This is a genomic window from Rhodococcus sp. C1 (genome assembly GCF_020809065.1).
In the GTDB taxonomy this organism is placed as follows: domain Bacteria; phylum Actinomycetota; class Actinomycetes; order Mycobacteriales; family Mycobacteriaceae; genus Rhodococcus_F; species Rhodococcus_F qingshengii.
The window spans coordinates 1722171-1748730 of record NZ_CP078080.1; the positions used below are offsets into that span (position 1 = coordinate 1722171).

Below are 26560 nucleotides of genomic sequence, written 5' to 3' on the forward strand. Positions count from 1 at the left end.
ATCTATGTCTGTAGGTTCTGCACGTCGTGCAGTTGCAGGTCTGAGTGTGTTTGCTGTTGCTGCGGGTTTCGCGGTGGTTGCGGGTGTCGGGGTTGCTGGTGCGGCTCCGGTGACGGCGGAGTTCAATTCCGACGGGTACAAGGTGACTCGGACGATCAGTAACGGGACGCCGTCCGAGGGTGATGTGATCACGTCGAAGACGGTGTTCAAGCGAACTGCCGCGGTTCACAATCTGTATGCGGTGCGCGATTTTCATCCGGCGTGTATGACGTATGTCGATGGTTCGGCGACGGTGAACGGTAGTGCGTTCCGTGTCAACGAGGTGGCTACTGATTCTGTTCGTTTGAGCGCGGGTGCTACGGAATGGCCGATGTGGGGTGGTGACGTCAAGACGTTCGAATTCCAGTATCGCGTCGGTGCGGATTGTGCTCGTGGTACTGATTTGTCGACGACGGTGCATTTCGACGGCACGGTGTTCGTTGACGACACGACGAATGGTCGTGGTCCGTCGATCAACGTTCAGAAGAACGTCTCGACGACGACGCTGTCACCGACCAGTGGCGTGAAGTTGGGACAACCTGTTCCGTTGAGCGCGACGGTGACCGGTGGTGCCGACGGTGATTCGGTGGAGTTCTTCGACGGTGCCACCAAGGTCGGTGCGGGCGCGCTCGCCAATGGTGTTGCAACGCTTGCCTGGACACCGGCTGACGTCCGAACCCACAGCGTGACGGCCAAGTATCTCGGTAATGCAAAGGTGGCGACCTCCACGTCGTCGGCTGTCGACGTCGTCGTGTCCGAAGCGGACAAAAGCACTGCAACCGCGATCACCGGTCCCGCAAGTGCAGTTGCAGGTGAGTCCGTGACCGTCGAGGCTACGGTGTCGCCCACTCCGGCGGGTGGCACGGTGCAGTTCAAAGACGGTGCAACCGACCTCGGCGGCGCCGTTACCGTCGATGCCAACGGCAAAGCCTCGCTGACGAATTCCTATGCAGTCGGAGCGCATTCGATCGTGGCGGTGTACTCCGGTTCCGGTGTCTACCAGACTTCGACGTCAGCGCCGCATGCGCTGACAGTCGCTCCGGTGGTGGTCGAGGAGAACACAACGACCACCCTCGTCGGCCCGTCGACCGCTTCGACCGGAGAGACATTGTCGTTCACTGCCTCGGTCTCGACCGGTGTTGCAGGTGGCACCGTGCAGTTCAAGGAAAGTGGCAGGGATCTGGGCTCCCCGATTCCCGTGGACGCAACCGGAAAAGCGACAACCACGCCGATCTTCAACGTGGCGGGTGAGTACAGCATCACCGCAGTGTTCTCGGGTTCGGGTAACTACCTGGGCTCGACATCGAACGCCCAGACCGTGAACGTCAAGGCGCCGGCTCCCACCGACCAGCAGACCCAGACGGTCTTGACCGTTCCGGCGGATGCAAAAACCGGTACGGCAGTTGGTCTGTCCGTAACCGTTACGCCGACGCCGGTGGGCGGCACAGTGCAGTTCAAGGACGGCTCGGGCAATCTCGGCTCGCCGGTGCCGGTCGTCGAGGGCAAGGCGTCGATCATGCACGAGTTCGCGAGCGTCGGTACGCACGACATCACGGCCGTCTACTCGGGTGCAACAGGATTCCTCACCTCTACCTCGGCCGCTCAGTCGGTTTCGGTCACGGCTCCGGCCGCGGAGGATCAGGAAACGTCCATCACCGTGAGCGCTCCGGCGTCAGCGGTCAAGGGCGCGAAGGTTGATCTCGTTGCGGCAGTGGTACCTACGCTCAGCGCAGGAACGGTCCAGTTCATGGACGGAACCACCCCGATCGGTGGACCGGTTGCCGTGGTGAACGGTAAGGCCACGCTCTCGCACACCTTCACCGAACTCGGAGATCGCCGAATCACCGCGGTGTTCAGTGGAACTGACGGCTATCTCGGTTCCGAGACCCAGGCCGCAGTCACTGTCAGGGTAACGGCAGCGTCCGACGGCGGGGATCCCGGCAACGGCGGCAGTTCGACCGGTTCACTGGGAAGCCTGGAAAACATCTTCGGGTCCTAGCCCGACGCCTGCACACAGACGCCTCGCCGCGGAGAACACCTCCGCGGCAGGGCGTTTCCCGTCTATGAGTTCAGGGATTCGGCGCTACGACGTGCCAGGGCACGGTCAGGATGCAGTCACGAAGACGTCGCCGCGCGGGCTGCACGGGAATTCCTTGCGCCCGAAGAATTTCCAATGCGGCAGCCCAACGATGGCGAGGTCCGAACGAGGCGTGCGGCGCGGCGGTGGCCCAGGCTCGATCGGCCGCGCTGAGCAACGCGTGGATCGGCTCACCGGGAACGTTGCGGTGGATGAGAGCCTTCGGGAGACGTTCCGCGATGTCGGAAGGACGCTCGATGTCGAAGGGGTCCCAGGCCAGTGTCAGGGTCAATGGACGATCAGCGTCGAGAAGCACCCAAGCGCAACGCCTTCCGAGTTCGTCGCAGGTTCCGTCGAGTAGCAGCCCGCCCGGTGCGAGACCGGACTGAATGTGTGACCACGCAGAGTCCACAGCCTCCTCCGGGTACTGCCGGAGCACGTTGAAGGCGCGTACGAAGACGGGTGTGAGACCGGCAAGTTCGAATCCACCACGGGCGAAGCTGACACCGTCACGACTCTCGACCACGCGGGCGGGGTCGATCTCGAGCCCGATGACGCGTCGATCCCGCCGGACAGCGGTGAGGCGGCTTGCCATCTCGAAGGTGGTGTCGGGCCTCGCCCCGTACCCGAGGTCGACGATCAACGGATCGGTCGCGTTGTTCAGGGCGTGCGCGATAGTGCGGTTGTGCACGATCCACCGGTCACTACGTCGCAGTCTGTTGATCCCCGTCGTGCCACGGGTGATGACCCCCTCGATCTTCGGGGGTGGAGCCTTCTTCACGCCGGCTTCAGCGTGCGGCGAGCCAGGTCGCCGTGACCTGAGCTTCGGTGCGGAACAGATCTACGAGGTTGATGAGCATCAGTTGCTCCAACTTCGCGCCGATGAACGGTATGAAGACCTTGGCCTCGGACGTGGTTCGCAGCGTGGACCCGGTATCGGTCGCGAACAACTCCATGGTGCCGGACAAACTCCCCGGCCCGGCCGGGATGGACGCTTCGTACGTTCCGGTCACGGTGTCACCGAAGGCGCCGTACGACTCCTTACGAGTGATGACCAGATCCTTCTTCATCACCGTCTGAGCAATGTCCGGCAAATCGGTGCGCGGGAGAATGTGGTGCAGCACGAGATCGATTCCGGAATCGGTGACCTCGAAATGTTCCACATGGTTCTCGGAATGCTTGCGCATCTCCTCGACACGGGCCTCCCAGTACGAGCGGTCCGCCAGTGCCGCATAGACCTGCTCGGGGGAGTGCTGATAGCGGGCGGAGTAGTCGATGCGGCGAGCCATGATCGGAAAGAATACCTGTTACGCGCTGTGACAAGCCAAATTGGCTGTATCCACAACCATCGCCGCCCGCAGGATTTTACTTCGTGATCCACTCCCGGGTGAAGTCCTGTTCGGCCTGGATGAGCCGGACAACCTCGTCGACAATCGCACTTTCGATCTTTCCGCCGAGGAACGGGATCTTGACCTCGACCTCACCGTCGATCTCGAGAGTGGCGGAGTTCTCGTCACCTGTCAGCACCTGCGTGCCCTCGACACGGGCGGGAACGCCGTCGACGTGGGCGGAGAAGGTGCCGGTGGCCTTGCCATCCTTGAAAGGCGCCATCGTTTCACTGCGCTTGATGACGATGTCGCCGTTGACGACTTTCGACACCATGCTGGGGAGGTGCTCTGCGGCAATGATCTGCGACATCGTGACCGCGACGGTCTCGTCGCGAACGGTCAGCTCTTCGATCGCCGCGCCGGGACCACCGACAGCGACGATTCGGTCGCGCCAGTACTGCTCGGAGGTCACCGCCTCATGGACCTTCTCGGCGGGGACTGTGTACTTCGACGAATGCTCGATGCGACGGCTCACGATTGTGGAGGCTACCGTTTATCGATGTGTGGGACGTAACCATTGGCAGACGCGTCGTGGAATCAGGCGCTTTCGTGTCCGAGAACGTTGACTTGTCAGGATTGACGACGCTCCGAATCGGGGGACCGGCGCGGCTGCTCGCCGAATGCCCGACGACGCAGTCGTTGATCGACGTCGTGACGCTGCTCGATCGCGAGCAGATCCCGACGCTGATTCTCGCCGGCGGATCCAATCTCGTGATCTCCGACTCGGGATTCGACGGAGTTGTCGTTCGTGTGGCCAACACCACCGTGAGCCTCGACACGGACCGCGTCGTTGCCGAAGCGGGCGCGGTGTGGGACGAAGTAGTCGGCCAATCCGTCGCCGCGGAACTGGGTGGCCTCGAGTGCCTGTCCGGGATTCCGGGCTCGACCGGTGCGACGCCGGTGCAGAACGTCGGCGCGTACGGCGTCGAGGTGGGCTCGCGGCTCCGGCGGGTTCAATTGCTCGACCGGCGCAGTGGCGAAGTGTCGTGGGTCGAACCGTCGAAACTCGAATTGGGTTACCGGTCGAGCGTCCTCAAGCATTCGGACGCAGCACTGGTTCTCGCCGTCGAATTCGACGCGTCGACCGACGGATTGAGCGCCCCGCTCGCGTACCGCGAACTGTTCACCGCACTGGGGGCAGAAGAAGGCGAGCGGTTACCTGCGTCGCAGGTCCGCGAGGCAGTTCTGGGACTTCGGACGGGTAAGGCGATGGTGCTCGATCCGTACGACCACGACACCTGGAGCGCGGGTTCCTTCTTCACCAACCCCGTGGTGCCCGACGACAAGCTGCCTGCCGTGCTCGCAGCCATCGCCGAACAGCTCGGCGACGTCACCGTGCCGCAGTTCCCCGGCAGTGGTGGAACCAAGCTCTCGGCCGGATGGTTGATCGAACGGGCCGGATTCTCCAAGGGTTATCCCGGCGAAGATGCACCGGCCAGGCTGTCGACCAAACACACCTTGGCGTTGACCAACAGAGGGTCCGCAACGAGTGCGGATGTGGTCTCGCTCGCGCGGGCAGTGCGCGACGGAGTCGAGGCCGCGTTCGGTGTCCACCTGGAACCGGAACCGGTAACTGTGGGCTGCACCATCTGATTCCTGACGGAGCCCGCAGGTAGCCTGTTGAAGTGCATGAGCTGGGTGGTAGGAGAAGTCGTTCGCGTCTTGTTGCGTTGGTAGCTGTATTGCTCGCTCTGATGGTGGCCGTCGTCGGCTGCACGATCGGTGGCAAGGACGGACAGGGCGGCGCGGCGGCCGCCGAGCCAGCACCGGTGGCGACCGTGGTGTCGACGCCGGCGCCCGGCACCAAAGATGTCAGCCCGGTCGCCCCCGTCTCGGTGGCGGTGACCCAGGGAACGCTGTCCGACGTCAGCCTCAGCAATGCGGCCGGTAAAGCCGTTGCAGGACAATTGTCGCCTGACAAGACATCGTTCACCGTCAGTGAGGCACTCGGCTACGGCACCACGTATTCGTGGTCGGGCTCGGCAACCGGGACCGACGGTAAATCCGTGCCAGTCCAAGGGAGCTTTACGACGGTTGCCCCGGAGTCGACCACCGGCGCCACCCTCAACATCGCCGACGGCCAAGAAGTTGGTATCGCGGCACCGATCACGTTGCAGTTCGACAACTCCGTCGTCGACAAGGCGGCCGTCGAGAAGGCTCTTGTCGTGACCACCGTGCCGCCCACCGCCGGATCGTGGGCTTGGCTGGCCGACGACAACGGCGGATCGCGGGCCCATTGGCGTCCGGCCGATTACTGGGTGCCGGGCACGACTGTCCATCTGGACGCCAAGCTCTACGGCTTGAACTACGGCGGTGGCGCCTTCGGCGACCAGGATCTCACGCTCGACTTCACGATCGGTCGCAGCCAGATCGTGAAGGCGAATGCGCCGAGCCACCGCATGCAGGTGGTGCGCGACGGTCAGACGATCATGGACATTCCCGTCAGCTACGGCGAGGGAAACGAACCTCGAAACGTCACGCGCAGCGGCATTCACATGGTGACGGAGAAGTACGAAGACTTCATGATGTCCAATCCGCCGTTCTACGAGAACGTGCGTGAGCGTTGGGCGGTGCGCATCTCCAACAACGGCGAATTCATCCACGCCAATCCTGAGACCACCGGGGTGCAGGGCTCGTCGAACGTCACGAACGGTTGCATCAACCTGTCGACATCCGACGCGCAGGAATACTTCGGAACCGCCCTCTACGGTGACCCCGTAGAGGTGACCGGCACGTCGATCGACCTGTCTCCTGCGGACGGCGACATCTACGACTGGGCAATCGATCTGCCGACCTGGAAGTCGATGTCGGCACTGCCGTAACTCTGTACTGCGGTAAATCCGTGGATGAGGGAACCGTCCGGGCTCTGCTTGCGTCTGTACAGGTAAGTGCTGTCGGCTCGGGGGAGTCCGACGGGGGTTTTCGACTTCAGGGGGACAGCGGTGGGCATTCCATTTCTGGAAGACGTGCTGGGAAGAATCTCCGATGCGACGCAGGCCGTGCCTCCTGGCGTGGCGGCATTGCCAGTTGTCGGCACTCCCATCGCGAGCGCAATCGCTACATCTGCTCTGGTGCAATCCATAACCGACGACCGCGGCGCGTTCGACGACGAGATGGCTGCTGCGACCGTCGACGCCGATGTGGAGCGCGCACGAGCCTGGGGTGAGCGCGATGCCCTCACCGCTCAGACGTCGTCGCTCGAGTACAGCGAACACGCAATCGTGGACGACGATCCGTTCGATGCGATGTCGCACTCCGAAATCTTCGACCACGTCAACGAGATGAATCCGGCAACCCTGAGTGCGATCGGTGAGGCTTGGAAGGCCATTGCAGGCCGGGTCGAAGCCGGCATCGGGAAGTTCCAGAACGACGTGAACGGTGCGATCACCGAAGGCTGGCAGGGGCGCGGCGGCTCGGCTGCGCTGGAAGCAGTGCTGGCCTACTCGGCTGATGCGGGTGAGCTGAAGGTGCGGGTCGATCTGATCTCGAACAAGATCGAGGAGGCGAAGATCGCACTCGACGAGGCAAAACGCTCGATTCCGGCACCCGACGGCGCCTCGACGGTCGAGAGGTTTCTCAGCATGGTTCCCGGGGCTACATGGAAGCAGGCCCAATACGAAGCGGAAGAAGCCGAACGTCAAGCGCGCCAGGTGATGAAGGACGTGTATCTGCCGTCCATGAAGCGTGCGGACGATCAGGTGCCGATCCTCCCGGCCGCATTCAATCCGGTCACCGGCGGTGGAGGGGCTGGAAGTGGCGGGGCTGGAAGTGGCGGTGCATTCGGTGGTGGTGGTGCCGACGGCGGGAACTTTTCGGGTCCAGGAAACGGGCTCGGCACGCCATCTACATCGGGTGGCGGAGTCGGTGGGGGAGCGGACGGTGGAAACTCCGGCGGTGCAAACCCGGCCGGAGACGGTTCCGGTCAGAATCCATCCGGCACCGATTCCGGAAATGGTGACAACCGTAGCGGCGTTGATGCCCAAGGGAATCCGAACGTCGATGCAGTTCGATCCGGAACCGATTCCGACCCGGCCGGGACCACGGCGGCACATGCCGGCCCACTGCCGGCCGGTGCAGCGCCAGGTGGCCTGGCAGGTGCAACTCCGAATGGCGCTCAGCTTGGTTCCGGAACGCCGTCAGGCCTGGTAGGTAGCGGTTCGGGTGGTGGTCCTGCTGGTGGAATCGGTACCGGAGGCTTCGGGCCAGGCGGAACCGGAGTCGGAGCCCTCGGCCCTGGCGGCACCGGTGGCCTCGCCGGTGGCGGGCGTGGGGGCGTCAACGGAACTGGCGGTACCTCGGCGACGGGCGCGCAGAGCGGTCGGGGCGCGATGGGTGGCGTCGGCGGCATGGCACCGGGACGAGGGCAAGGGCAAGACGAAGACAACGTTCACGACACCCCCGGCTACCTCGTCACCGTCGAGAACGGCAATGCCCTGGTCGGCGACCTACCGATGGTCTCCCCGGCGGTGCTGGGCGAATGACCACCATGCAGTGGCAGTTCACCGGCCTCGAATTCCAGATTCTCTGGGAAGCGGTCGGACGTGACCGACTCCCGTACCCGCTGCGGTTTCGTCCGACGGCCGAAACCATGAACGAGCTGACAGAAGAGCGACGTCGAGCGGGAGCACACCTGGCTTGGTTGCTCGACGATCGGCTGCATCACGTTCTCGGTGCTCTTGCGAATCCTGATGCTCGCGTGGAGGTTTCCGGTTTTCACGGGCAGAACATGAGTACGGTGACGCGATTGCACGGCGTTGTTGCCGGCGACCTGGGGGTGCTCCTGACTCAACTGCCCGGCAGGACTGTCGACTGTGGCTCCGACGTGGTTTTCACCGTGGTACGCCCATCGGCAATTCCACGGATGCTCGTCGATCACCTGCCGACCTGCCCCGCTGGATCGGAGCGTGGTGTGAGCATCGAAAGGCCGAAAACTTCCGGTAGAGCGAGCTTTCTGAGCAGTGCTGCCGGTGCGCGCGGGAGCGAGGAAGTGAGCAGATTCTTCGGCCGAGAGCGGACCTCGATAGGTGAAGTCACCACATACCCGGGAGGAGCGGTGGACAGCAGACCGACAGACGACGGAATAACGTTCCACTGGTACGACTATGCCGGAGATGGTCGGTACATCGTCACCGCTGGTGAAACCGTAAGTGCCCGTAGCGCTTCCACGGAAATGACGGAGGCCGAGATTGCACGCAATCTCGGCCTCGTCCTGCACCGGGTGATTCGCACTGGTTAGTCAGAACGATTCGAACTAGCTGGTGGTGCGGTGGAACCGACCGGGGCTTGCCTGATCCCTCGGCTTGACGATGATCTGATCGAGGTTCACATGTGACGGCCGCGACGCGACAAAACCGATGATCTCGGCGATGTCCTGCGCCACCAACGGTGTGATTCCCTCGTACACCTTGTCGGCCTTGTCCTGATCGCCCTCGAACCGGACGAGTGAGAACTCCGTCTCGACGGCTCCCGGCGCGATTTCGGTCAGTCGAACGGGCTTGCCCAACAGTTCACCACGCAATGTCCGATGAAGGACGGCTTGAGCGTGCTTGGCGGTGGTGTAGCCCGAGCCGTTGTCGTATGCCTCCAGCGCGGCCACCGAGGTGATGGTCACGACCAGACCGTCACCCGAATCGATCAGCTTGGGCAGCAGTGCCTTCGTCACACGCAACGTGCCCAGAACATTGGTCTCCCACATCCACCGCCAGTCGTCCAGATCGGCGTCCAGGACTGTTGCCAGACCCTTTGCACCACCCGCGTTGTTGACCAACACGTCGACACGGGGGACCACGGCCGCGAACGCGTCGACGGAATCCTCGTCGGTGACGTCGAGTTCGAGAGCGGTACCACCGATTTCCTCGGCGATCTTCTCGAGACGATCGACGCGGCGAGCACCGATCACGACGTGGAATCCCTGAGCTGCCAGGGTGCGGGCGGTGGCCTCACCGATTCCGGAGCTGGCTCCGGTGACTACGGCGATGCGGGCATCGGAAGAAATGGTCATGATGCAATCGTAGGGCTAGTCGGCGGCATACTCTGCTTCCCGTTCGATGGATTCGATGTGACGACGCGGTACTTGTATCCGACCGGGTGTGTAGGTGACGGCGCGCAGCGCGCCGCTGTACCGGAAGGGACCATGGCGTCGTCGTACCTCCCACGACACAGGTCCCCTGGCGTCGACACCGACCGAGATACCGGTCCACGGCGCCATTCCCACCAGTTGTACTTGCCCGAGCAGCTGGCCCGCGTGAATGCCGTCGACGCTGACGTGGAGATCCCAACGCAACCGCGGTACCACCGTCACCGACAGCTCGATGCGTTCGGTGCCGAGCGCCAGCGGTCCGGCGTCGACAACGGAGTAGGAACCGAACGCGTTGTACCCGAGATGCTGGTGCCCGTCCTCGACGTAGAGAAGGTACCCACCCTGCGGATCGCCATGGGCGACAAGGACACCGGCGTCACCTTCGCGGTAACCGTCGAGTTCGACCGTGATGTCGAAGTCGCGGAACCCGATCAGCTTGGATGAGCGGTAGCGCTCCAGCGGGGGCGTTCCGGCAAGTAGTCGCACCGGGCGTGAGAGTGCTCCTTCCTCCGGACGGCGAACCGCGCCGACGGTATTGCCGAGTAGAGGAAACACGGTGTTCGCCCACGCCGAGTGGTCCCAGGCCTCGGCGAGTTCGCGAACCTTGTCGGGAAACCGTGATGCCAGGTCGTCGAGCTCGGTCGGGTCGGTGCGGACGTCGAACAACTGCCAGTGCGGTTTGTCGATGTCCGCCGGGGTGAGAGCCAGCAGTTTCCAGCCGTCCTTGTAGTAGCCACGGTTGCCGGTCATCTCGGTGTACTGCTCGGTGTGAGTGCTCGGAGCGGCAGACGAACGCAGAACGGACGCGGAAGACACCCCGTCGAACTCTTTCACCGGGAGCCCGTTTCGCACACTGGGTGCGTCGATTCCGGCCAGTTCGAGCAGCGTAGGGGTCAGGTCGGTGACGTACGCGAACTGGTCGCGAATCCCGTTGTCGTCTGCTCCGGGTTTCAATCCAGCGGGCCAGGACAGGAGAAAAGGAACACGGATCCCGCCGGCAAAGGATTGCCCTTTGTAGAACCGGAACGGGGTGTTGGACGTCTGTCCCCATCCACGTGGATAGTGGACGCCCAATTCAGGTCCGCCGATGAGGGATTCGTCGTGGGGGACATCGCCCACCCAGTCCGGATCCTGAATATGCGCGAACTGTGCGAAGTAGCTTCGGGTCCCGTCCGAACCGCCCTCGGCGGTGCCGCCGTTGTCGGAGGTGAAGACGATGATCGTGTTGTCGAGCTCGCCGAGTTCGTCCAGGGTGTCGACGATGCGTCCGACGCTCTGATCGATCGAGTCGACCATCGCCGCGTACACCTCCATGTAGCGGGCGAACCTGGACTGCACTTCCGGCGTGAGTGATTCCCATTCGGGGACGTCGAAGCCGGGTTCGGAGTTTCGCGGTGCTTGTTGCGTACCTTCCGGAAAGAGGCCTTGCACGAGCTGAGAGGCGAACCGCGACTCGCGGATTCGATCCCACCCTTCGTCGTAGCGGCCGCGGTACTTTTCCTGGTCGGCAGGCTTGGCCTGCAACGGTCCGTGCATGGCGACGTGTGCGAAGTAGAGGAAGAACGGCTTGTCCTGATCGTGGGCGCGGAGGTCCTTGATGTACCCGACCGCTTTGTCGGTCAGATCGTCGGTGAGGTAGTACCCCTCGGGGTACTCGTCCACGTCGACCACAGAATTGTCGGAGATCAGTTGATTGGGATAGTAGAAGGAGTTGAGGCCTTCGAGTGAGCCGTAGTAGCGATCGAAACCGCGCTGCGTCGGCCAGGAGTCACGACTTCGTCCCGGGGCCAGGTTGGCGTCGCGTACGAGGTGCCACTTGCCGACGGCATAGGTCGCATAGCCCGCGCCGCGGAGGATTTCGGGGAGTGTCTGGACGTCGTCGGCCAATTCCAGACGCAGTCCGGGGTAGCCCGGATCGGCGTTGGCGACAAAACCGTACCCGGCGCGGTGCGGATTCAGGCCGGTGAGAAGAGCTGCGCGCGACGGCGAGCAGAGGGGCGTCGTGTGGTAGTTGGTCATCCGAATGCCCTGCGCGGCAAGGCGGTCGAGGGTGGGAGTCTCGATCTCGGAGCCGAACGGCCCGATGTCGCTGTACCCCATGTCGTCGATCAGAACCACGACGATGTTGGGTGATCCGGGAATCGGGGTCGTGGAGGTGGGCCACGACGGGGTCGAATCGGCTGCGGTGCGGCCGATTCGACCCTCGAAGCCTTCGTATCCGCGGGCGTGCGGAGGAGGGGCGGAATCCGGTGAAGTCATGGGAGAGTCGAGGCGCCTTCGATGATCGAGTATTCGGAAGCGTCGCCGGCGATGCTGCGGCTTCGTTCCCCGTGGATGTTGACCGGGATGTCGCCGGCAAGGGTGATGCGCTCCAGACGCCGGTACTGATCGTCGTAGTCGGCGATCGCGTAGTGTTGGGTGGCGCGGTTGTCCCAGATCGCGACGTCACCCGCTTCCCAGTTCCACCGCGTCGTGTACTCGAGCTTGATGGCGTGATCCTGCAAGAGCTTGAATACACCGTTCGACTGTTCGGTGCTCAACCCGACGAAGTTCTTGACAAAATGTCCGAGGACGAGCGTGCGTTCTCCGGTTTCGGGGTGGACCCGCACCACCGGGTGTTCCGTCTCGAAGTACGTGGACTGGAACTCCTCGCGGTAGGCGGCCGTGCGATCTTCGGTGAGCCGCTCGGCGCTGGTTGCCGCATAGTCGTAGACGTTCGTGTGGCGAGCCCAGAGGTTCTCCGCGAGCGCCTTGAGCGGATCCGGCAGTCCGTTGTAGGCGGCTACCCCCGACGCCCACGTCGTGGAACCGCCGTATTCGGGTAGCTGCACCGCGCGCAGGATCGAAGCCTTGGGGATGCGGTCGACGAAGGTGACGTCGGTGTGCCAGCTGTTGGCCTTGCCCAGGTCCGAGTCGATGGGCAGAACTTTTGCGCCGTGCGACTTCACGGTGGGGTGGGCAGTGGTCGGGGTACCCAGCAGCTGGGCGAACTCGTACTGCGAATCGTTGTCGAGGTGGTCTTGCCCGCGAAAGAAGATCACCTTGTGTTCGAGAAGTGCTTGCCGGATGAGGGAAATCGTCGCCGGGTCGAGATGCCCGCCGAGAGTGATTCCGTCGATTCGGGCGCCGATATGCGCGCCGAGGGTGGTGACAGTGCCGCGAGCGGCGTCAACGGCCGCTCCGTTCGTTGATGCCGAATTCGTGAGGGTCGGCTTGGCGAAAGCTGTAGACATGGTGCACCTTTCGTGGGGAGTGTGCCCACCCAAACACGCGAGATTTCGCCCCGACAGGGTTGCGTTCAGTGTGATCGTTACCGCACCTGATTTGTGAATCTCGGTGAAGCTGCTACTTTTGGAGCCATGTCGACCGACCAGCCTGCCGCTTTGCGGGTCACCTATGTGACCGCTGCGCTTGGTTCGCGTCTGCCTCTGGCGCGAGAGCTGTGTTGTCGCCGCCGTTCTTTCTGCAGCTAATTTCTGCGCCTTTTCTGTCTATTTCTTCGTGTGACCAGTGGAAACGCTGATTTCTCGGTCGACAGAGATATGCGCCTTCTCCTCCTTCTGCAAGGGACAGCCATGTCGACACCCACAATCTCCGCCATTCCGAACATCCGATCGCGAACCGCGCTCTCGGGAACCCGGACCCGTACCCAGATAGTTGCGCCCGAACTACGCATCGCCGACGGTCCGTCCGCGACTGTGTTGCGCATTGCTCGATCCCGTGGGCCGCTCTCACGTGACACTGCGGCAAAGGCATCAGGGCTGAGCATCGCCACCGTGAACCGGCAGGTCACGAGCCTGCTGGACCTCGGGATCCTGCGCGAACGCGCGGACCTGACGGCCTCCGGAGCAATCGGGCGTCCGCGAGTTCCGTTCGAGGTCAACCACGAGCCTTATCTGACAGTCGGCATCCACATCGGTGCCGTCGTCACCAGCATCATCGCCAGCGACATTCGTGGAAAGGTGCTCGGCGCCGTCGAGATTCCGACGCCTGCCACCAATTCTGCTGTCGCGCTTGCCACCATTGCGCGCTCGGCCAAATCCTTTGCCTCGCGGTGGCACAAGCGTCGTCCGCTCGCCGTCGGCGTGGCCATCGGCGGTCGCGTCGATTCAGCGACCGGAGTCGTCGATCACCCGCGTCTGGGATGGAAGGGCGCCAAGGTCGGGTCCATCATCGGAGCCGGCTTGGATCTCCCTGTATCGGTAGCCGCCCACGTCGAGGCGATGGCCGCGTCGGAACTACTGCTCAGCACCGACCGTGCCGAAGCCCCGACGCCGGGCACTACCGGCCTGTACTTCTACGCTCGTGAAACTGCCGGCATCGCAATCACTTTCGAAGGGCGAGTGCACACGCCGTCCAGCGGACCCGGTTCGATCGCGCACCTCCCCACCGGTTCGTCCGCACGGTGCACCTGCGGAGCCGTGGGTTGCCTTGAAGCGACGATCAGTGACCGCGCCGTAGTCGCGCAGGCTTTGTCTTCGGGCGCCGTGATCCAGGGCAGCGAGCGTGTCACGATCGCGGACGTCTACCGGGCCGCGTCGTCGGGTTCCATTCCGGCACACGAGCTTCTGGTTGATCGAGCACGCGTCCTCGGCCGGACAGTGGCGATGCTGCGTGACCTGTTCAACCCGGATCGTGTGATTCTGGGTGGTCAGGCATTCACCGACTATCCGGCCGGGGTGCCCCATGTCGCCGAGGCTTTCTCGACGGCATCCTCCTTGGAGCGTAAGGACATTCGAATTACCGGTTTCGGCAATCGGGTTCAGGAATACGCTTCCACGGTCGTGTCACTGAGCTCACTGTTTGCTGATCCCGCTGCGGCTATGCGCCGCGCGTCGGCCGTCTGACTGCGAAGAGGGCAGTCAGAGTTCCGGTCGATCCAAGACTAGCAACCATGATCCGTCGGGCTGGCGGCGCGCGACCTGCGTGCGCCCGCCGGTTCCGTCGGAAGGTTTGGTCGAGGTCATGGCCAGGTCGCCGCTGATCACCGTCGGTAGAGATTCCTCGACGGTGAATCTCGGTGCAGCTGCCAGCATCTGAGAGATCACCTCGCGGATGGCTTGGCGGCCCACGGTGAGGGATCCGGGAGGGAAGGCCATCACCGCATCCTCCTCGTAAAGTGCGGCGACGGCGTCTGCGTCACCAGCGTTGGCGAACTGCACAAAAAGCTTCGCGATGTCTTCCGGGGTTCCGGCCTTCTGAACGTCATCTGTTGTTGTCATGCTTCCATCGTTCTAGTACTCCGGCGATAAGTCCAAGATCTAGTTTGTCTCGCAGCTAGAATCAGCAGTTATGGAACTTCGGCAGCTCGAATACTTTGTCACGGTAGTGGAGGAAGCCAACTTCACTCGCGCCGCCGAGCGGCTTCACGTAGCCCAACCGGGTGTGAGTGCGCAGGTCAAACGGCTGGAACGTGAGTTGGGGCAGGAATTGCTCGATCGTAGTGGTCGAACCGTTTGTCTGACCGACGCCGGGCGAGCTGTCCTCCCGCACGCCTACGCTGCACTCGCTTCCGTTCAGAGCACCCGCGACGCTGTCGATGCCTTGAACGGACTGGTTCGGGGTTCCGTTTCGGTCGGGATGGTTACCGCCTGCGCTTCCGCCGACCTCACAGATCTGCTCAGTCGGTTGCACAACAAACACCCCGGACTGGACATTTCGCTGGCCGAGGACGATTCGCGCAGTCTGCTTGCCGGAGTGTCGGACGGAACCTTCGACATAGCCGTCATCGGGGTGGCGGGCAAGCTGCCGGAAGGGCTCGAATCGAGGGTGATCACCGACGAACGACTGGTGGCCGGAGTGGCGGCGGATCATCCGCTGGCCGAGGTGTCGTCTCTGCCGTTTGCCGAACTCGCGACGCAATCGGTCATCTGTCTGCCGGAGGGAACCGGCATCAGAACGTGTCTGGACTTCGCGTGCGCCGCAGCCGGCACCAAGCCGACGGTTGCGCTCGAGGCAAGCAACCTCGGCATCATCGTTTCATTGGCAGCGCAGGGGCTGGGAATGGCCGTGCTTCCGGAGTCGACAGTGGGGGAGTTGCATCGGATCGATCTCGAACCGGAAGCACGATCTCGGCTGGAATTGGTCTGGCGTTCGTCGGGCGGCAAGAATCCGGCGGCCTCTGCTCTCATCGATCTTGCGAGAGCTGTTCCCGCCGAGTGAGTTCGGCCTGCGCCCGATCCAATCCGCCGTGCTCGAGAGCAGCCAACCTCGACCTGTCCTTCCAGACGATGGTGCCGCGTCGCCGGACGATGACCGACATCGTTCCACCGAGATGCTCGAGCGCTCCTGGCACGTTTCGACGCTCGGCAGGTATCGGAACAGGAAGTATGTGTGCGTCGGCGATGGGTGCGGTCCCGTCGATGTCGACGCTCCACTTCCGGCTGTAACCCCGAAGCGTCCAGCGATCGTCGGACACCGTCGTCTCCACCTGTGACGTCAGAGGATTACCCAGCCGCAACACCGTTCCGTCCGGTAGCGCGGCAACGACGGCGGTGACTTCGGTGCGCAGAGGTCCGGCGCTGACCTGTCCGCCGGCAAACGCCACGCAGGCTCGAGGATCGGTGAACCCCTGTGCCTGTCCCCACCACCAGGATTCCGGGAATCCTCCCTTTCCCCAGTTCTTCTCGCCGTACACCTGCGCTCCGGTGAGATCCCAGCTCTGTCCGTCGATGACGGCGCTTCCCTCGACCCGGCCGCCGAGCAGCCACGGATGCCAGTACTGATTGAGTGCGGGAACTGATTGGAAGTAACTCGACCCCCCGAAGCGGCGGTGCGGCCAGAATCGCTGATTGCTGATGCGTACGTCGAGATGACTGTCGCCGAAATCGACCTGGAGTCGATCGGCATTGCCGCGGAAAGCGTTGTCGGCGTAGGCCCCCAGGATACGGGGATCGGCCGATCCATTCGGATGCTCAGCAGTGCGGAGGAATCCGCCTGGGTGTGCCGCGAGACCGAGCGTCGACCAGCTGCCGCCGTCGGCCTTGTTGATTCCGGCGAGCGCGATCACCACCCGTCCGCTGTCTGGCATCGTGAATCGCCAGAAGTAACCCTCCATCGCAACGTCATGGGAGGCAAGCAGATTGCCGTACGGCAGGGTGGCACCCGAGGCGCGGTACGCGGGAAGCTTCACGATCCCAGTACTGCCTGTGATGCGGTGACCTGAGCGACGAGGCGGCCCTCGTCGTCGCGGATCTCGGTCACCACCGCGACGGTGCTGCGCCCCGCGTGCAGTGGCCGGGCGGTGGCGGTGACCGTGCCCTTGCGCACGCCGCGAGTGAAGACGGTCGACGAACTGGTGGTGGACGTACTTGCGCCGGGCGGCAGATTGAGGAATGCACAGACGGCGCCGACGCTGTCTGCCAGCGTCATCAAGGCGCCGCCGTGCATTCCGTTGCCGGCGGTGGTGCGGTGGCTGTCCCAATCCAGATGGCCGACAACCTGTTCGGGTGCCGCGCTGTCCAACTGAATTCCGGTGTGAACTGCAAAAGGCATGCTCGCGACAAGTTGTTCGAGGTCCATGCCTACCGATGTTAACGAGCCGCCGAAACCTCCGTCGGGACTTCGGTTTATCGAGGGCGGTGACTCACAGGGGCAGGGCGGTTTCCGACAGCCCTTCCGGCGCGTTGCGACGACGGAACCACTCGGTGCCGAATGCCGCGGCGAGCTGCTCCGTCGGCATTTCGAGGAACGGGCCGAAATCGCCGACCTGCGTTGCGTGCGCGTACATGGCCGCGCGCTTGGACGAGATCACCGAACTGACGTCGACCGCGGTGGTGAGTTGGTCAGCCGGAAGCCCGAACGATTCGATGTCCGGCGGCTGCGCCTCCTCGGTCCACTCGGGGTTGGCCTGCATCAGCATCTTCATGTGATCGCGGTTGGTGGACGCCTCGTAGACGAACGGCGTGCCCGCGAGTTCTGCAGCACGAACGCCGACGTGGTGGACCTGGATGTGATCCGGGTGGCCGTATCCGCCGTTGGGGTCGTAGATGGTCAGGACATCGGCGTTCTCTTCACGAAGAACCTCGGCCAGACGCTCGGCGGCCTTCTCGACGTCGACGTTGCAGAACGCTTCCGGATTCTCGTTCTCGGGCGTACCCACCATCCCCGAATCCGGGTAGTGCAGGGACACGACGCGACTGGCACCCAACGCGTCGGTGGACGCCTCGAGCTCACGGCTGCGGCGCTGAGCCAACGTCTCGTATTCGTCCAACAGTCCGTCGGGGAATTCACCGAGAGCACCGTCGGTAGCGGTGACGACTACGACGCGGTGACCTGCGTCGGCGGCCATTCTCATCACGCCGCCCGTAGTGAAAACTTCGTCATCGGGATGGGCGTGGAAACACACCAGGACACTCATTCGCGCAATCGTAAGGCAAGTTACCGACAGGTCAACCCGAGCGCACAGTGAAAACGATTTGTCGAGTCGGCCTCGGCTCTGTGAACCTTGTTCAGTGCACGAGAAGCTGACATGAGCGAATCCACCAACAAAGGCCTGCTGAGCGCCTACCGCGAGATCTTTGCCGCCCCCGGATCGGTCGCCTTCTCGGCCGCCGGATTTGTCGCAAGGCTGCCGATCGCCATGATCGGTATCGGAATCGTGACGATGATCTCGCAACTTCGTGGTGACTACGCGCTCGCCGGCGCGCTCGCCGCGGTTTTTGCGCTCTCGTCGGCGATCATCGCGCCCGCGGTCTCGCGTGCGGTCGACCGCTTCGGACAGCGAGCGGTCCTGCCGATTGCCGCAGCCGTGAGCGTCACCGCGATCGGGGCGCTCCTGCTCGCAGTCCGGATGGAAGCTCCCGACTGGCTGCTGTTCGTTCTGGTCGTCCCCGGCGGCGCCACTCCGACGATCGGCGCGATGATTCGCGCCAGGTGGGTGGCGATCTATGTCGGAAAACCTCAGCTGCGCACCGCCTTCGCCTTCGAATCGGTGGTGGACGAGCTCTGCTTCGTGGCGGGCCCGGTCATATCGGTAGGTCTGAGCATCGGGCTCTTCCCCGAGGCTGGACCACTGGCAGGGTTGATCCTGCTGGTCACCGGAACCCTGCTGCTGGTCATACAGCGCGGAACCGAACCGAAGGTGCATCCGCGTCGACCCGGCCGCGGACGATCGGTTCTCGGTAACCACGTGATGTGGATCGTCATCGTGATCATGGTGATGCTCGGAACGATCTTCGGCGTCATCGACGTCGGCGCCATCGCGTTCACCAAGGAACAGAATTCGCCGGGGTCGGCGACGCTGGTCCTCGCGCTGTTCGCCGGCGGTTCGGGAATCGCGGGACTGATCTTCGGGTCGATGCACCCGGCGCGATCGCTGCGCGGGCAGTTGATGATCGCGTCCTCGGCGGTCGCCGTTCTCAGCGTCCCGCTTCTGTTGGTCGGAAACGTGGCCGCACTTGCGGGTGCCTACGTGCTGGCGGGCGCGACCATCGCACCGACGCTCATCATCGCGACAGCCCTGGTCGAACAGATCGTCCCACCGGAAAAGCTCACCGAGGGAATGACCCTGACGGTTACCGGCCTCGGCGTCGGCGTGGCGCTCGGGTCTGCGCTGGCCGGACAGCTGATCGATCGCTACGGCGTCCCGTCGGCCTACATGCTCGCCGTCGGCGCCGCAGTCGCAGCCTCTATCGTGACGGCATGTCTATTCGTGAAGCCGTCAGCGTCGACGGCACGTCCATCGTCTATCGAGTAACCGGAAATTCGGCGGGGACCCCGCTGGTGTTGCTGCACGGCTGGGCTCAGTCCTCGCAGTGCTGGGGCGAGCAGGTCCTCGCGGACCTGGCCGCGGACTATCGGCTGATCGCCGTCGATCTGCGCGGCCACGGTTACTCAGATGCGCCCGAATCCGGATACGACGATTCCGCGAACTGGGCCGGCGACGTCGCGGCTGTTCTTGCGGCCGAAGGCGTCACCGAGAACGCGATCCTGCTCGGCTGGTCGTACGGCGGTCTGGTGATCTGCGATTACCTGGCAGCGCACGGCACCGGCGCGGTGGCGGGCGCGGTTCTGGTCGGGGCGATCACCAGCATCGGGCGCGGCGAAAAAGGTGGCAAGGTCGGCTCGGCGATGCGTAGCGCAGTTCCCGGCGCGATGTCCGAAGATCCCCGCGAGGCGATCCGTGCACTCGGCGCTTTCGGCAATGCTCTCACCGGCCCACCCGAGGGCAAGGGTGCAGCGTCGCAGGCCTTGTTCGGGTACAGCCTCTCGACGCGTCCGCGGGTGCGCGCAGCACTGTTCAACCGTGCTGTCGGTCACGACGAGTTGCTTCGCAACCTGGACATCCCGGTCCTCGTTCTGCACGGAACCGACGACTCCGTCGTCGACGTGAGCGCAGGTAAGCACGCCGAGGAACTGATTCCCAAGTCCCAGGCGTCGTACTGGGAAGGCTGCAATCACGGCCCGTTCGTGGAGGATCCGACACGATTCGTGTCCGAAGTGCGAACCTTCATCTCGAGCCTCGGTTAGAGTTCGCGCCCGGTGAGGGGGCAGTATGGAGTCGTGACGCCCATGCACATTTCGCGCCCTCGCCGGGTGGCCGTTCTCTCGGTCCACACCTCGCCATTGGCACAACCCGGCACCGGTGACGCGGGTGGGATGAACGTCTACGTTCTGCAATCCGCCATTCAGCTCGCCAAACGTGGCGTCGAGGTGGAGATATTCACCCGCGCGACGTCCTCGGCCGACGCACCCGTGGTGGACGCCGCTCCCGGAGTGCGGGTTCGGAACATTGCTGCTGGTCCCTTCGAAGGGCTGGACAAGGCGGATCTGCCGACTCAACTGTGTGCCTTCGTCGCAGGAGTTCTGCGGGAGGAAGCGCGCCACGAGCCCGGGTACTACAGCCTGATTCACTCGCACTACTGGTTGTCCGGTCAGGTCGGCTGGCTGGCCCGCGACCGCTGGGGCGTGCCCCTCGTACACACCGCCCACACCCTCGCGGCGGTGAAGAATCTTTCGCTTGCCGAGGGAGACACCCCGGAGCCGGCAGCACGTCAGATCGGCGAGCAGCAAGTAGTCGCCGAGTCCGATCGCCTGGTCGCCAACACCACCGACGAAGCCAAGGCGCTGCACGAGTTGTACGGCGCAGACCCCACGCGTATCGACGTCGTGGCTCCCGGCGCCGATCTCACCCGCTACCGACCGGGCGATCGCGATTCCGCCCGCGCGTCGTTGGGGTTGGACCCGGGCGAGATCGTCGTGACTTTCGTCGGCCGGATCCAACCTCTGAAAGCGCCGGACGTTCTGCTGCGTGCTGCCGCCGAAGTGATCAGCCGTCGCCCCGAGTTGCCGTTGCGCATCCTCGTCGTCGGCGGGCCGTCCGGAACTGGCCTCGCGCGGCCGGACGTGCTGATCGAACTGGCACGCTCACTCGGCATCACAGCGCAGGTGACGTTCTTGCCGCCGCAGGCACCGGAGCGTCTCGCCGATGTCTACCGTGCCTCGGATCTGGTTGCGGTGCCGAGCTATTCGGAGTCCTTCGGATTGGTCGCCATCGAAGCTCAAGCCTGCGGAACTCCCGTGATCGCCGCCGACGTCGGCGGACTGGGAGTAGCCGTACGCAACGGGGAGACAGGCCTGCTGGTTCAAGGACACCGCACCGAAGACTGGGCCGGCGCCCTCGAATCTTTGGTGACAGCACCGACGCGCTTGGCCGAACTCGCCGCGCAGGCACCGCGTCACGCCGAAAATTTCTCGTGGGAACACACCGCGGACGGTTTGCTCGAGAGCTATCGCAAAGCCGCAGTCAACTACAACAACGGAACCGGTCCCAGCGACTTCTCGCCCCGCCGTGCGCGGGGTCTGTGGCGTCTGCGCCGGACCGGGGGAGTGCGTACATGAGCAGCATTTCGGACACCATCGAGCAGGCCCTCACCGAGCGTGAACTCGACTTCACCAGAAAAGACGACGCGCATTTCATCGTCGAACTTCCCGGTGAACACAAACTCAAGACGTCGACTCTGCTCACCGTTGGCAATCACGGTGTGCGGGTCGAGGCCTTCGTGTGCCGCAAGGTGGACGAGAACTTCGAAGGCGTCTACAAGTTCCTGCTCAAGCGCAACCGCCGTCTGTACGGGGTGGCGTACACACTCGACAAGGTCGGGGACATCTACCTGGTCGGCAAGATCGCGGAGCATGCCGTGACCGGCGATGAACTCGACCGAGTGCTCGGTCAGGTTCTCGAAGCCGCCGACGGCGATTTCAACGTCATCCTCGAACTCGGCTTCTCCTCGTCCATCAAGCGTGAGTGGGCGTGGCGGGTGTCGCGAGGCGAGTCGCTGGCGAATCTCGAACCGTTCAAGCACCTCATCGAGGAGGAGCCCGCGCAGAGCTGATCGAGCGGGGTGAGACACATCGCGGATGTGTCACGTAAAGTGACCTTTACTTGTGACTGTCGTCACGGAATAATACTGTTCCCGTGAGTCACAGTAAGTTGGTCACACCACCCCGCCGCGCAACTTTTCGAGGAGCACAGTGAGCTTCAAGAGTCCGTTCCCCGACGTTGAAATCCCCAACCTCAGCGTCTACGACTTCCTGTTCGGAAACACCGACCCCGCAGACCTCGACAAGACGGCATTCGTCGAGGGCAGTTCGGGCGCAGTCACCACATACGCTTCGCTGATCGCACAGATCAACGGCGTTGCAGGCGCTCTCGCAGCGCGCGGACTCAGCGTCGGCGACGTGGTCGGGCTGCATTCGCCCAACGTCCCGGCCTTCGGTTCCGTCTTCCACGGCATCCTTCGTGCCGGTGGCGTCGCGACCACGATCAACGCGCTCTACACCGCCGAGGACATCGCCAAGCAACTCACCGATTCCAAGGCCAAGTTCCTCTTCACCGTCTCGCCGCTCCTGCCGCAGGCAAAGGCCGCTGCTGACCTGGTCGGTATCCCGGCCGAGAACGTGTTCGTACTCGACGGGGCCGAAGGCCACCTCTCGCTGCGTGATCTGCTCGGCGAGGGTGCAGCGGCGCCCGAGGTCTCCTTCGATCCGGCCACCCAACTCGCGGTGCTGCCGTACTCCTCGGGCACCACCGGCCGACCCAAGGGGGTCATGCTCACCCATCGGAACCTCGTGGCCAACGTCTGCCAGATCATTCCGCGGATGGGCATCGAGACCGACGACAAGATTCTCGCGGTCCTGCCGTTCTTCCACATCTACGGCATGACTGTCCTGCTCAACGCTGCGCTCTATCGCCGCGCGAGCCTCATCACGATGCCGAAGTTCGATCTCGTCGAGTTCCTGCGGATCGTCGCCGAGCAGAAGTCGACGTACATCTTCGTCGCACCGCCCGTTGCCGTCGCGCTGGCCAAGCATCCGCTCGTCGATCAGTACGACCTCTCGAGCGTGCACACCATCTTCTCCGGTGCGGCCCCGCTCGACGCGGCGCTCGGCAAGGCCGTCGCCGACCGGTTGAACTGCCACGTCCGCCAGGGCTACGGCATGTCCGAGATGAGCCCGGTCTCGCACGCGATTCCGTTCGACCGCGACGACATCGCGCTCGACACCTGCGGTCCGACCATCGCCAACATGGAATGCAAGCTCGTCGACCCCGGAACGGGCGAAGAGGTCGCGTACCCGGCTCTCGGCTCGGACGGCGTCAGCGAGCCCGGCGAACTGTGGTGCAAGGGCCCGAACATCATGCTCGGCTACCTCGGCAACGACCAGGCCACCAAGGACACCCTCGACGACGACGGTTACCTGCACACCGGTGACATCGCGACCGTCGACGGCGACGGCGTCGTCAAGATCGTCGACCGCCTCAAGGAACTGATCAAGTACAAGGGCTACCAGGTTCCCCCGGCGGAACTCGAGGCCTTGCTGCTGACCCATCCGCAGATCGCCGACGCCGCAGTGATCGGTGTGCTCGACGCCGAGGGCGAAGAGGTTCCGAAGGCATTCGTCGTGCTCCAGGACGGCGCCGAGTTGACCGAAGACGACGTGATCACCTTCGTCGCCGAGCGCGTCTCGCCGCACAAGAAGGTTCGCCAGGTTTCGTTCATCAGCACCGTGCCGAAATCCGCGGCCGGAAAGATCCTCCGCAAGGATCTGCGAACTGCGGAAGTAGCCCCGAGCTGATTTCCGGACAGGGTTGATCAAGAAGGGTTCCGGTACTCGTGCCAGGATGAACGCCATGAGTATCGGAACCCTGGTCCTGCTCCGCCACGGCGAGAGCGAATGGAATGCACTCAATCTGTTCACCGGCTGGGTGGACGTACACCTGACAGACAAGGGCATGGCCGAGGGCAAGCGCGCCGGCGAACTGCTCGCCGAGCACAACCTGTTGCCCGACGTTCTCTACACGTCTCTGCTGCGCCGCGCGATCAGCACCGCCAACCTCGCGCTCGACGCCGCCGATCGCCACTGGATCCCGGTAGTGCGCGACTGGCGTCTCAACGAGCGTCACTACGGCGCTCTGCAGGGCAAGAACAAGGCGCAGACCAAGGAAGAGTACGGAAACGAGCAGTTCATGCTCTGGCGTCGTAGCTACGACACCCCGCCGCCCGCCATCGAAGCCGGCAGCGAGTACAGCCAGGACACCGATCCCCGGTACGCGAACCTCGACGAGGTTCCCTTGACCGAGTGCCTGCTCGACGTCGTCAAGCGTCTGATCCCGTACTGGGAGGACACCATCTCCCAGGAGCTGCTCGCCGGTCGGAACGTGCTGGTCACCGCGCACGGCAACTCGCTGCGTGCGTTGGTCAAGCACCTCGACGGCATCTCGGACGAGGACATCGCGGGCCTGAACATCCCGACCGGAATCCCGCTGCGTTACGACCTCGACGAGAACCTGAAGCCGCTCAATCCCGGCGGCACCTACCTGGATCCGGAGGCCGCAGCTGCCGGCGCCGCCGCGGTGGCGAATCAGGGCGGAAAGTAGCAACCCGATGATGTGCGTCGAGGCCCCCCGAACAGTGATTTCGGGGGGCCTCGGCCAACAGCAGATGAACGACGAACCAACGCCGTCCACCTGGCGGATTACACGGGTGGGAACGTCCGAACCCGCCGTAACCGACTCTTCGCGCGAACGTACGATTGCGCCGTGAGTGTCGTGATTGCAGTGCTGCTGGTCGTGGTCGCCGGCTTGGTCGGCTACCTCGTCGGCGGGGTGCTGGTACCCAGGCTGTCGTCGCGCCAGAGTCAGCGCTCGGACGAACAGACCGGGCTCACGATGTCCCAGGTTCTCGACCTCATCGTGTTGGCTTCGGAAAGCGGTATCGCCGTCGTCGACGGTTTTCACGACGTCGTGCTCTTCAATCCTCGCGCCGAGGAACTCGGTCTCGTCAAGAATCGTCTGGTCGACGAGCGAGCTTGGCGGGCTGCTCAGGAAGTTCTGCGGACGGGTCAACCCGTCGAGGTCGATCTGACGGCGCAGACCGCTCAGCGGGGCCGCGACAAGATCGCGGTACGTGGCACGGCCCGGTTGCTCAGCAAGGACGATCGCAACTTCGTGGTCCTGTTCGCCGACGACGATTCCGAGCAGGTCCGCATGGAGGCGACCCGACGCGATTTCGTCGCGAACGTCAGCCACGAACTCAAGACGCCGGTCGGTGCGATGAGCCTGCTCGCGGAGGCGCTGCTCGAGTCCGCTGACGACCCGGAATCGGTGCGCCACTTCGGCGAACGGGTGCTCGGTGAGTCGATTCGTCTGGGCAAGATGGTCACCGAGTTGATCGCACTCTCGCGTCTGCAAGGTGCCGAGAAGCTGCCGGATCTCGACGTGGTCGACGTCGACACCGTGGTGTCCGAAGCACTGTCGAGGTCGAATCTGTCGGCCGAGGCCGCCGGGATCACGGTCACCACCGACCATCCGAGTGGGCTGGAAGTACTCGGGGATCAGACTCTCCTCGTCACGGCATTGTCCAACCTCATCGAGAACGCTATTGCATACTCGCCCAAGGGTTCTCCGGTTTCCGTCAGTCGGTCGGTACGCGGCGACAATGTCGCGATCGCAGTCACCGACCGAGGAGAAGGCATCGCGAAAGCGGACCAGGAGCGAGTGTTCGAGAGATTCTTCCGCGTGGACAAGGCGCGGTCACGGCAGACCGGTGGAACCGGTCTGGGGCTGGCGATCGTCAAACACGTCGCGGCCAATCACAACGGCTCCATCGAACTGTGGAGCAAACCGGGTACAGGGTCTACCTTCACGTTGCAGATACCGGCACACGTGGAGTCGGACGACGACATCGACTCTGACGACGCGGGAACCGCCGGTTCCACGCGGATCGGCAGACGAGAACAAGGCAGTAGAGAAAACGGCATGGAGGCCAAACGATGACGAGTGTGCTGATCGTGGAGGACGAGGAGTCCTTGGCGGACCCGCTGGCGTTCCTGCTCCGCAAGGAAGGCTTCGAGACCACCATCGTCAACGACGGACCGTCGGCGTTGGCGGAATTCGATCGCTCCGGAGCGGACATCGTCCTGCTCGACCTCATGCTGCCCGGCATGAGTGGCACGGACGTCTGCAAGGCGCTGCGGTCGCGCTCCGGCGTCCCCGTCATCATGGTGACGGCGCGTGACAGTGAGATCGACAAGGTCGTCGGACTGGAACTCGGTGCGGACGACTATGTGACCAAACCGTATTCGGCGCGTGAGCTGATCGCTCGCATCCGTGCGGTGCTGCGCCGCGGGGTGGAGAACGAGGCGGACCTCGCCTCCGACAACGGGGTGCTCGAGGCCGGACCGGTACGGATGGACGTCGAGCGCCACGTCGTGCAGGTCGCGGGTAACCCGGTGACGTTGCCGCTCAAGGAGTTCGATCTCCTCGAGTACCTGCTCCGCAACTCCGGTCGGGTGCTGACCCGCGGACAGTTGATCGACCGCGTCTGGGGCGCCGACTACGTCGGTGACACCAAAACCCTTGACGTACACGTGAAGCGGTTGCGTTCGAAGATCGAATCGGATCCGGCCAAGCCGGAACATCTGGTCACGGTCCGTGGATTGGGTTACAAGCTCGAAGCGTGATCGAACCTCGTCGAG

The 26560-nt window shown here is 63.7% G+C and carries 25 protein-coding genes; 15 read left to right on the forward strand and 10 right to left on the reverse strand.

Annotation, left to right across the window (positions count from 1 at the left end):
- Positions 1-4: 4 nt before the first annotated feature.
- Positions 5-2038 (forward strand): Ig-like domain-containing protein, encoded by a 2034-nt coding sequence (locus tag KTR60_RS07975; RefSeq protein ID WP_065352114.1) that lies wholly within the window; start codon positions 5-7, stop codon positions 2036-2038.
- A 70-nt stretch (positions 2039-2108) separates the two neighbouring features.
- On the opposite strand, the gene KTR60_RS07980 is transcribed toward KTR60_RS07975, so the two are convergent.
- The 3 genes from KTR60_RS07980 to KTR60_RS07990 all read right to left on the reverse strand — a co-directional run bounded on the left by KTR60_RS07980 (position 2109) and on the right by KTR60_RS07990 (position 3979).
- Positions 2109-2897, reverse strand: a complete 789-nt coding sequence (locus tag KTR60_RS07980) for a hypothetical protein (protein ID WP_003941937.1) — start codon at positions 2895-2897, stop codon at positions 2109-2111.
- Between the two features lie 7 nt (positions 2898-2904).
- On the reverse strand, positions 2905-3405 hold the full coding sequence (locus tag KTR60_RS07985; protein ID WP_007735352.1) for a DUF2505 domain-containing protein: 501 nt from the start codon (positions 3403-3405) through the stop codon (positions 2905-2907).
- A gap of 76 nt (positions 3406-3481) precedes the next feature.
- Entirely contained in the window at positions 3482-3979 is a 498-nt protein-coding gene (locus KTR60_RS07990; protein ID WP_054826635.1) for a DUF2505 domain-containing protein, read from the reverse strand.
- Between the two features lie 74 nt (positions 3980-4053).
- Here KTR60_RS07990 and KTR60_RS07995 point away from each other — a divergent pair, with 74 nt between their 5' ends.
- The 4 genes from KTR60_RS07995 (at position 4054) to KTR60_RS08010 (ending at position 8740) form a co-directional block, all read left to right on the forward strand.
- On the forward strand, positions 4054-5097 hold the full coding sequence (locus KTR60_RS07995) for a UDP-N-acetylmuramate dehydrogenase (protein ID WP_064114012.1): 1044 nt from the start codon (positions 4054-4056) through the stop codon (positions 5095-5097).
- Between the two features lie 32 nt (positions 5098-5129).
- A complete protein-coding gene (locus KTR60_RS08000; RefSeq protein WP_064114009.1) occupies positions 5130-6326 on the forward strand; it encodes a L,D-transpeptidase in 1197 nt (398 codons plus the stop codon).
- Positions 6327-6446: 120 nt separating this feature from the next.
- Complete coding sequence (locus KTR60_RS08005) at positions 6447-7985, forward strand: hypothetical protein (protein WP_064114008.1); 1539 nt, start codon at positions 6447-6449, stop codon at positions 7983-7985.
- A complete protein-coding gene (locus tag KTR60_RS08010) occupies positions 7982-8740 on the forward strand; it encodes an ESX secretion-associated protein EspG (protein ID WP_007735346.1) in 759 nt (252 codons plus the stop codon). Before KTR60_RS08005 ends, KTR60_RS08010 begins: the two co-directional genes overlap by 4 nt.
- Positions 8741-8755: 15 nt before the next feature.
- Here KTR60_RS08010 and KTR60_RS08015 read toward each other — a convergent pair whose 3' ends face one another.
- Genes KTR60_RS08015 through KTR60_RS08025 form a run of 3 tightly spaced genes read right to left on the reverse strand, consistent with a single transcriptional unit; the run spans position 8756 to position 12816 of the window.
- On the reverse strand, positions 8756-9505 hold the full coding sequence (locus KTR60_RS08015) for an SDR family NAD(P)-dependent oxidoreductase (RefSeq protein WP_003942076.1): 750 nt from the start codon (positions 9503-9505) through the stop codon (positions 8756-8758).
- A gap of 15 nt (positions 9506-9520) precedes the next feature.
- Positions 9521-11842, reverse strand: coding sequence for an arylsulfatase (locus KTR60_RS08020; RefSeq protein WP_065352115.1), 2322 nt, complete (start codon positions 11840-11842; stop codon positions 9521-9523).
- Entirely contained in the window at positions 11839-12816 is a 978-nt protein-coding gene (locus KTR60_RS08025; protein WP_042452972.1) for a TauD/TfdA dioxygenase family protein, read from the reverse strand. Before KTR60_RS08025 ends, KTR60_RS08020 begins: the two co-directional genes overlap by 4 nt.
- Positions 12817-13158: 342 nt before the next feature.
- On the opposite strand from KTR60_RS08025, the gene KTR60_RS08030 reads away from it, so the two are divergent.
- Positions 13159-14430, forward strand: a complete 1272-nt coding sequence (locus KTR60_RS08030; protein WP_074447122.1) for an ROK family transcriptional regulator — start codon at positions 13159-13161, stop codon at positions 14428-14430.
- 15 nt (positions 14431-14445) lie between these two features.
- Here the strand turns inward: KTR60_RS08030 and KTR60_RS08035 are convergent, their stop codons facing one another.
- The gene (locus KTR60_RS08035; RefSeq protein ID WP_065352116.1) at positions 14446-14805 is read right to left on the reverse strand and encodes a YybH family protein; all 360 of its coding nucleotides are present in this window, start codon (positions 14803-14805) and stop codon (positions 14446-14448) included.
- A gap of 70 nt (positions 14806-14875) precedes the next feature.
- Between KTR60_RS08035 and KTR60_RS08040 the strand changes: the two genes are divergently transcribed.
- Positions 14876-15745, forward strand: a complete 870-nt coding sequence (locus KTR60_RS08040; protein ID WP_065352117.1) for a LysR family transcriptional regulator — start codon at positions 14876-14878, stop codon at positions 15743-15745.
- Here KTR60_RS08040 and KTR60_RS08045 read toward each other — a convergent pair.
- The 3 genes from KTR60_RS08045 to KTR60_RS08055 form a co-directional block, all read right to left on the reverse strand.
- Positions 15711-16715: a tocopherol cyclase family protein gene (locus tag KTR60_RS08045; RefSeq protein WP_007735336.1), complete on the reverse strand. Its 1005-nt coding sequence runs from the start codon at positions 16713-16715 to the stop codon at positions 15711-15713. The two genes, KTR60_RS08040 and KTR60_RS08045, sit on opposite strands and share 35 nt — an antisense overlap.
- Positions 16712-17104, reverse strand: a complete 393-nt coding sequence (locus KTR60_RS08050; RefSeq protein ID WP_058227471.1) for a PaaI family thioesterase — start codon at positions 17102-17104, stop codon at positions 16712-16714. Before KTR60_RS08050 ends, KTR60_RS08045 begins: the two co-directional genes overlap by 4 nt.
- A gap of 64 nt (positions 17105-17168) precedes the next feature.
- Positions 17169-17942, reverse strand: coding sequence for a PIG-L family deacetylase (locus KTR60_RS08055; RefSeq protein ID WP_003942001.1), 774 nt, complete (start codon positions 17940-17942; stop codon positions 17169-17171).
- A 111-nt stretch (positions 17943-18053) separates the two neighbouring features.
- Here KTR60_RS08055 and KTR60_RS08060 point away from each other — a divergent pair, with 111 nt between their 5' ends.
- The 8 genes from KTR60_RS08060 to KTR60_RS08095 all read left to right on the forward strand — a co-directional run bounded on the left by KTR60_RS08060 (position 18054) and on the right by KTR60_RS08095 (position 26545).
- On the forward strand, positions 18054-19280 hold the full coding sequence (locus KTR60_RS08060; RefSeq protein WP_003942019.1) for an MFS transporter: 1227 nt from the start codon (positions 18054-18056) through the stop codon (positions 19278-19280).
- Positions 19226-20053 (forward strand): alpha/beta fold hydrolase, encoded by an 828-nt coding sequence (locus KTR60_RS08065; RefSeq protein ID WP_042452989.1) that lies wholly within the window; start codon positions 19226-19228, stop codon positions 20051-20053. Before KTR60_RS08060 ends, KTR60_RS08065 begins: the two co-directional genes overlap by 55 nt.
- A gap of 42 nt (positions 20054-20095) precedes the next feature.
- Entirely contained in the window at positions 20096-21424 is a 1329-nt protein-coding gene (mshA, locus tag KTR60_RS08070) for a D-inositol-3-phosphate glycosyltransferase (RefSeq protein ID WP_065352118.1), read from the forward strand.
- Entirely contained in the window at positions 21421-21918 is a 498-nt protein-coding gene (locus KTR60_RS08075) for a YbjN domain-containing protein (protein ID WP_047268888.1), read from the forward strand. The genes mshA and KTR60_RS08075 overlap by 4 nt, the downstream gene beginning before the upstream one ends.
- A 139-nt stretch (positions 21919-22057) precedes the next feature.
- Entirely contained in the window at positions 22058-23659 is a 1602-nt protein-coding gene (locus KTR60_RS08080; protein WP_042923257.1) for an AMP-binding protein, read from the forward strand.
- 46 nt (positions 23660-23705) lie between these two features.
- The gene (locus KTR60_RS08085) at positions 23706-24461 is read left to right on the forward strand and encodes a phosphoglyceromutase (protein ID WP_003941992.1); all 756 of its coding nucleotides are present in this window, start codon (positions 23706-23708) and stop codon (positions 24459-24461) included.
- Positions 24462-24623: 162 nt separating this feature from the next.
- Positions 24624-25859, forward strand: a complete 1236-nt coding sequence (locus tag KTR60_RS08090; RefSeq protein ID WP_003941938.1) for a sensor histidine kinase — start codon at positions 24624-24626, stop codon at positions 25857-25859.
- Positions 25856-26545, forward strand: coding sequence for a response regulator transcription factor (locus KTR60_RS08095; RefSeq protein ID WP_003942020.1), 690 nt, complete (start codon positions 25856-25858; stop codon positions 26543-26545). The genes KTR60_RS08090 and KTR60_RS08095 overlap by 4 nt, the downstream gene beginning before the upstream one ends.
- The last annotated feature ends 15 nt before the right edge of the window (positions 26546-26560 follow it).

What these genes read in the sequence shown, in the direction of transcription:
- KTR60_RS08085 (WP_003941992.1), top strand. Translation starts at nt 23,706, where the DNA reads ATGAACGCCATGAGTATCGGAACCCTGGTCCTGCTCCGCCACGGCGAG.
- KTR60_RS08020 (WP_065352115.1), bottom strand. Translation starts at nt 11,842, where the DNA reads ATGACTTCACCGGATTCCGCCCCTCCTCCGCACGCCCGCGGATACGAA.
- KTR60_RS08095 (WP_003942020.1), top strand. Translation starts at nt 25,856, where the DNA reads ATGACGAGTGTGCTGATCGTGGAGGACGAGGAGTCCTTGGCGGACCCG.
- KTR60_RS08040 (WP_065352117.1), top strand. Translation starts at nt 14,876, where the DNA reads ATGGAACTTCGGCAGCTCGAATACTTTGTCACGGTAGTGGAGGAAGCC.
- KTR60_RS08065 (WP_042452989.1), top strand. Translation starts at nt 19,226, where the DNA reads ATGTCTATTCGTGAAGCCGTCAGCGTCGACGGCACGTCCATCGTCTAT.
- KTR60_RS08075 (WP_047268888.1), top strand. Translation starts at nt 21,421, where the DNA reads ATGAGCAGCATTTCGGACACCATCGAGCAGGCCCTCACCGAGCGTGAA.
- KTR60_RS08010 (WP_007735346.1), top strand. Translation starts at nt 7,982, where the DNA reads ATGACCACCATGCAGTGGCAGTTCACCGGCCTCGAATTCCAGATTCTC.
- KTR60_RS08025 (WP_042452972.1), bottom strand. Translation starts at nt 12,816, where the DNA reads ATGTCTACAGCTTTCGCCAAGCCGACCCTCACGAATTCGGCATCAACG.
- KTR60_RS08015 (WP_003942076.1), bottom strand. Translation starts at nt 9,505, where the DNA reads ATGACCATTTCTTCCGATGCCCGCATCGCCGTAGTCACCGGAGCCAGC.
- KTR60_RS08060 (WP_003942019.1), top strand. Translation starts at nt 18,054, where the DNA reads ATGAGCGAATCCACCAACAAAGGCCTGCTGAGCGCCTACCGCGAGATC.
- KTR60_RS07975 (WP_065352114.1), top strand. Translation starts at nt 5, where the DNA reads ATGTCTGTAGGTTCTGCACGTCGTGCAGTTGCAGGTCTGAGTGTGTTT.
- KTR60_RS08055 (WP_003942001.1), bottom strand. Translation starts at nt 17,942, where the DNA reads ATGAGTGTCCTGGTGTGTTTCCACGCCCATCCCGATGACGAAGTTTTC.
- mshA (WP_065352118.1), top strand. Translation starts at nt 20,096, where the DNA reads ATGCACATTTCGCGCCCTCGCCGGGTGGCCGTTCTCTCGGTCCACACC.
- KTR60_RS08050 (WP_058227471.1), bottom strand. Translation starts at nt 17,104, where the DNA reads ATGGACCTCGAACAACTTGTCGCGAGCATGCCTTTTGCAGTTCACACC.
- KTR60_RS07985 (WP_007735352.1), bottom strand. Translation starts at nt 3,405, where the DNA reads ATGGCTCGCCGCATCGACTACTCCGCCCGCTATCAGCACTCCCCCGAG.
- KTR60_RS08030 (WP_074447122.1), top strand. Translation starts at nt 13,159, where the DNA reads ATGTCGACACCCACAATCTCCGCCATTCCGAACATCCGATCGCGAACC.
- KTR60_RS08035 (WP_065352116.1), bottom strand. Translation starts at nt 14,805, where the DNA reads ATGACAACAACAGATGACGTTCAGAAGGCCGGAACCCCGGAAGACATC.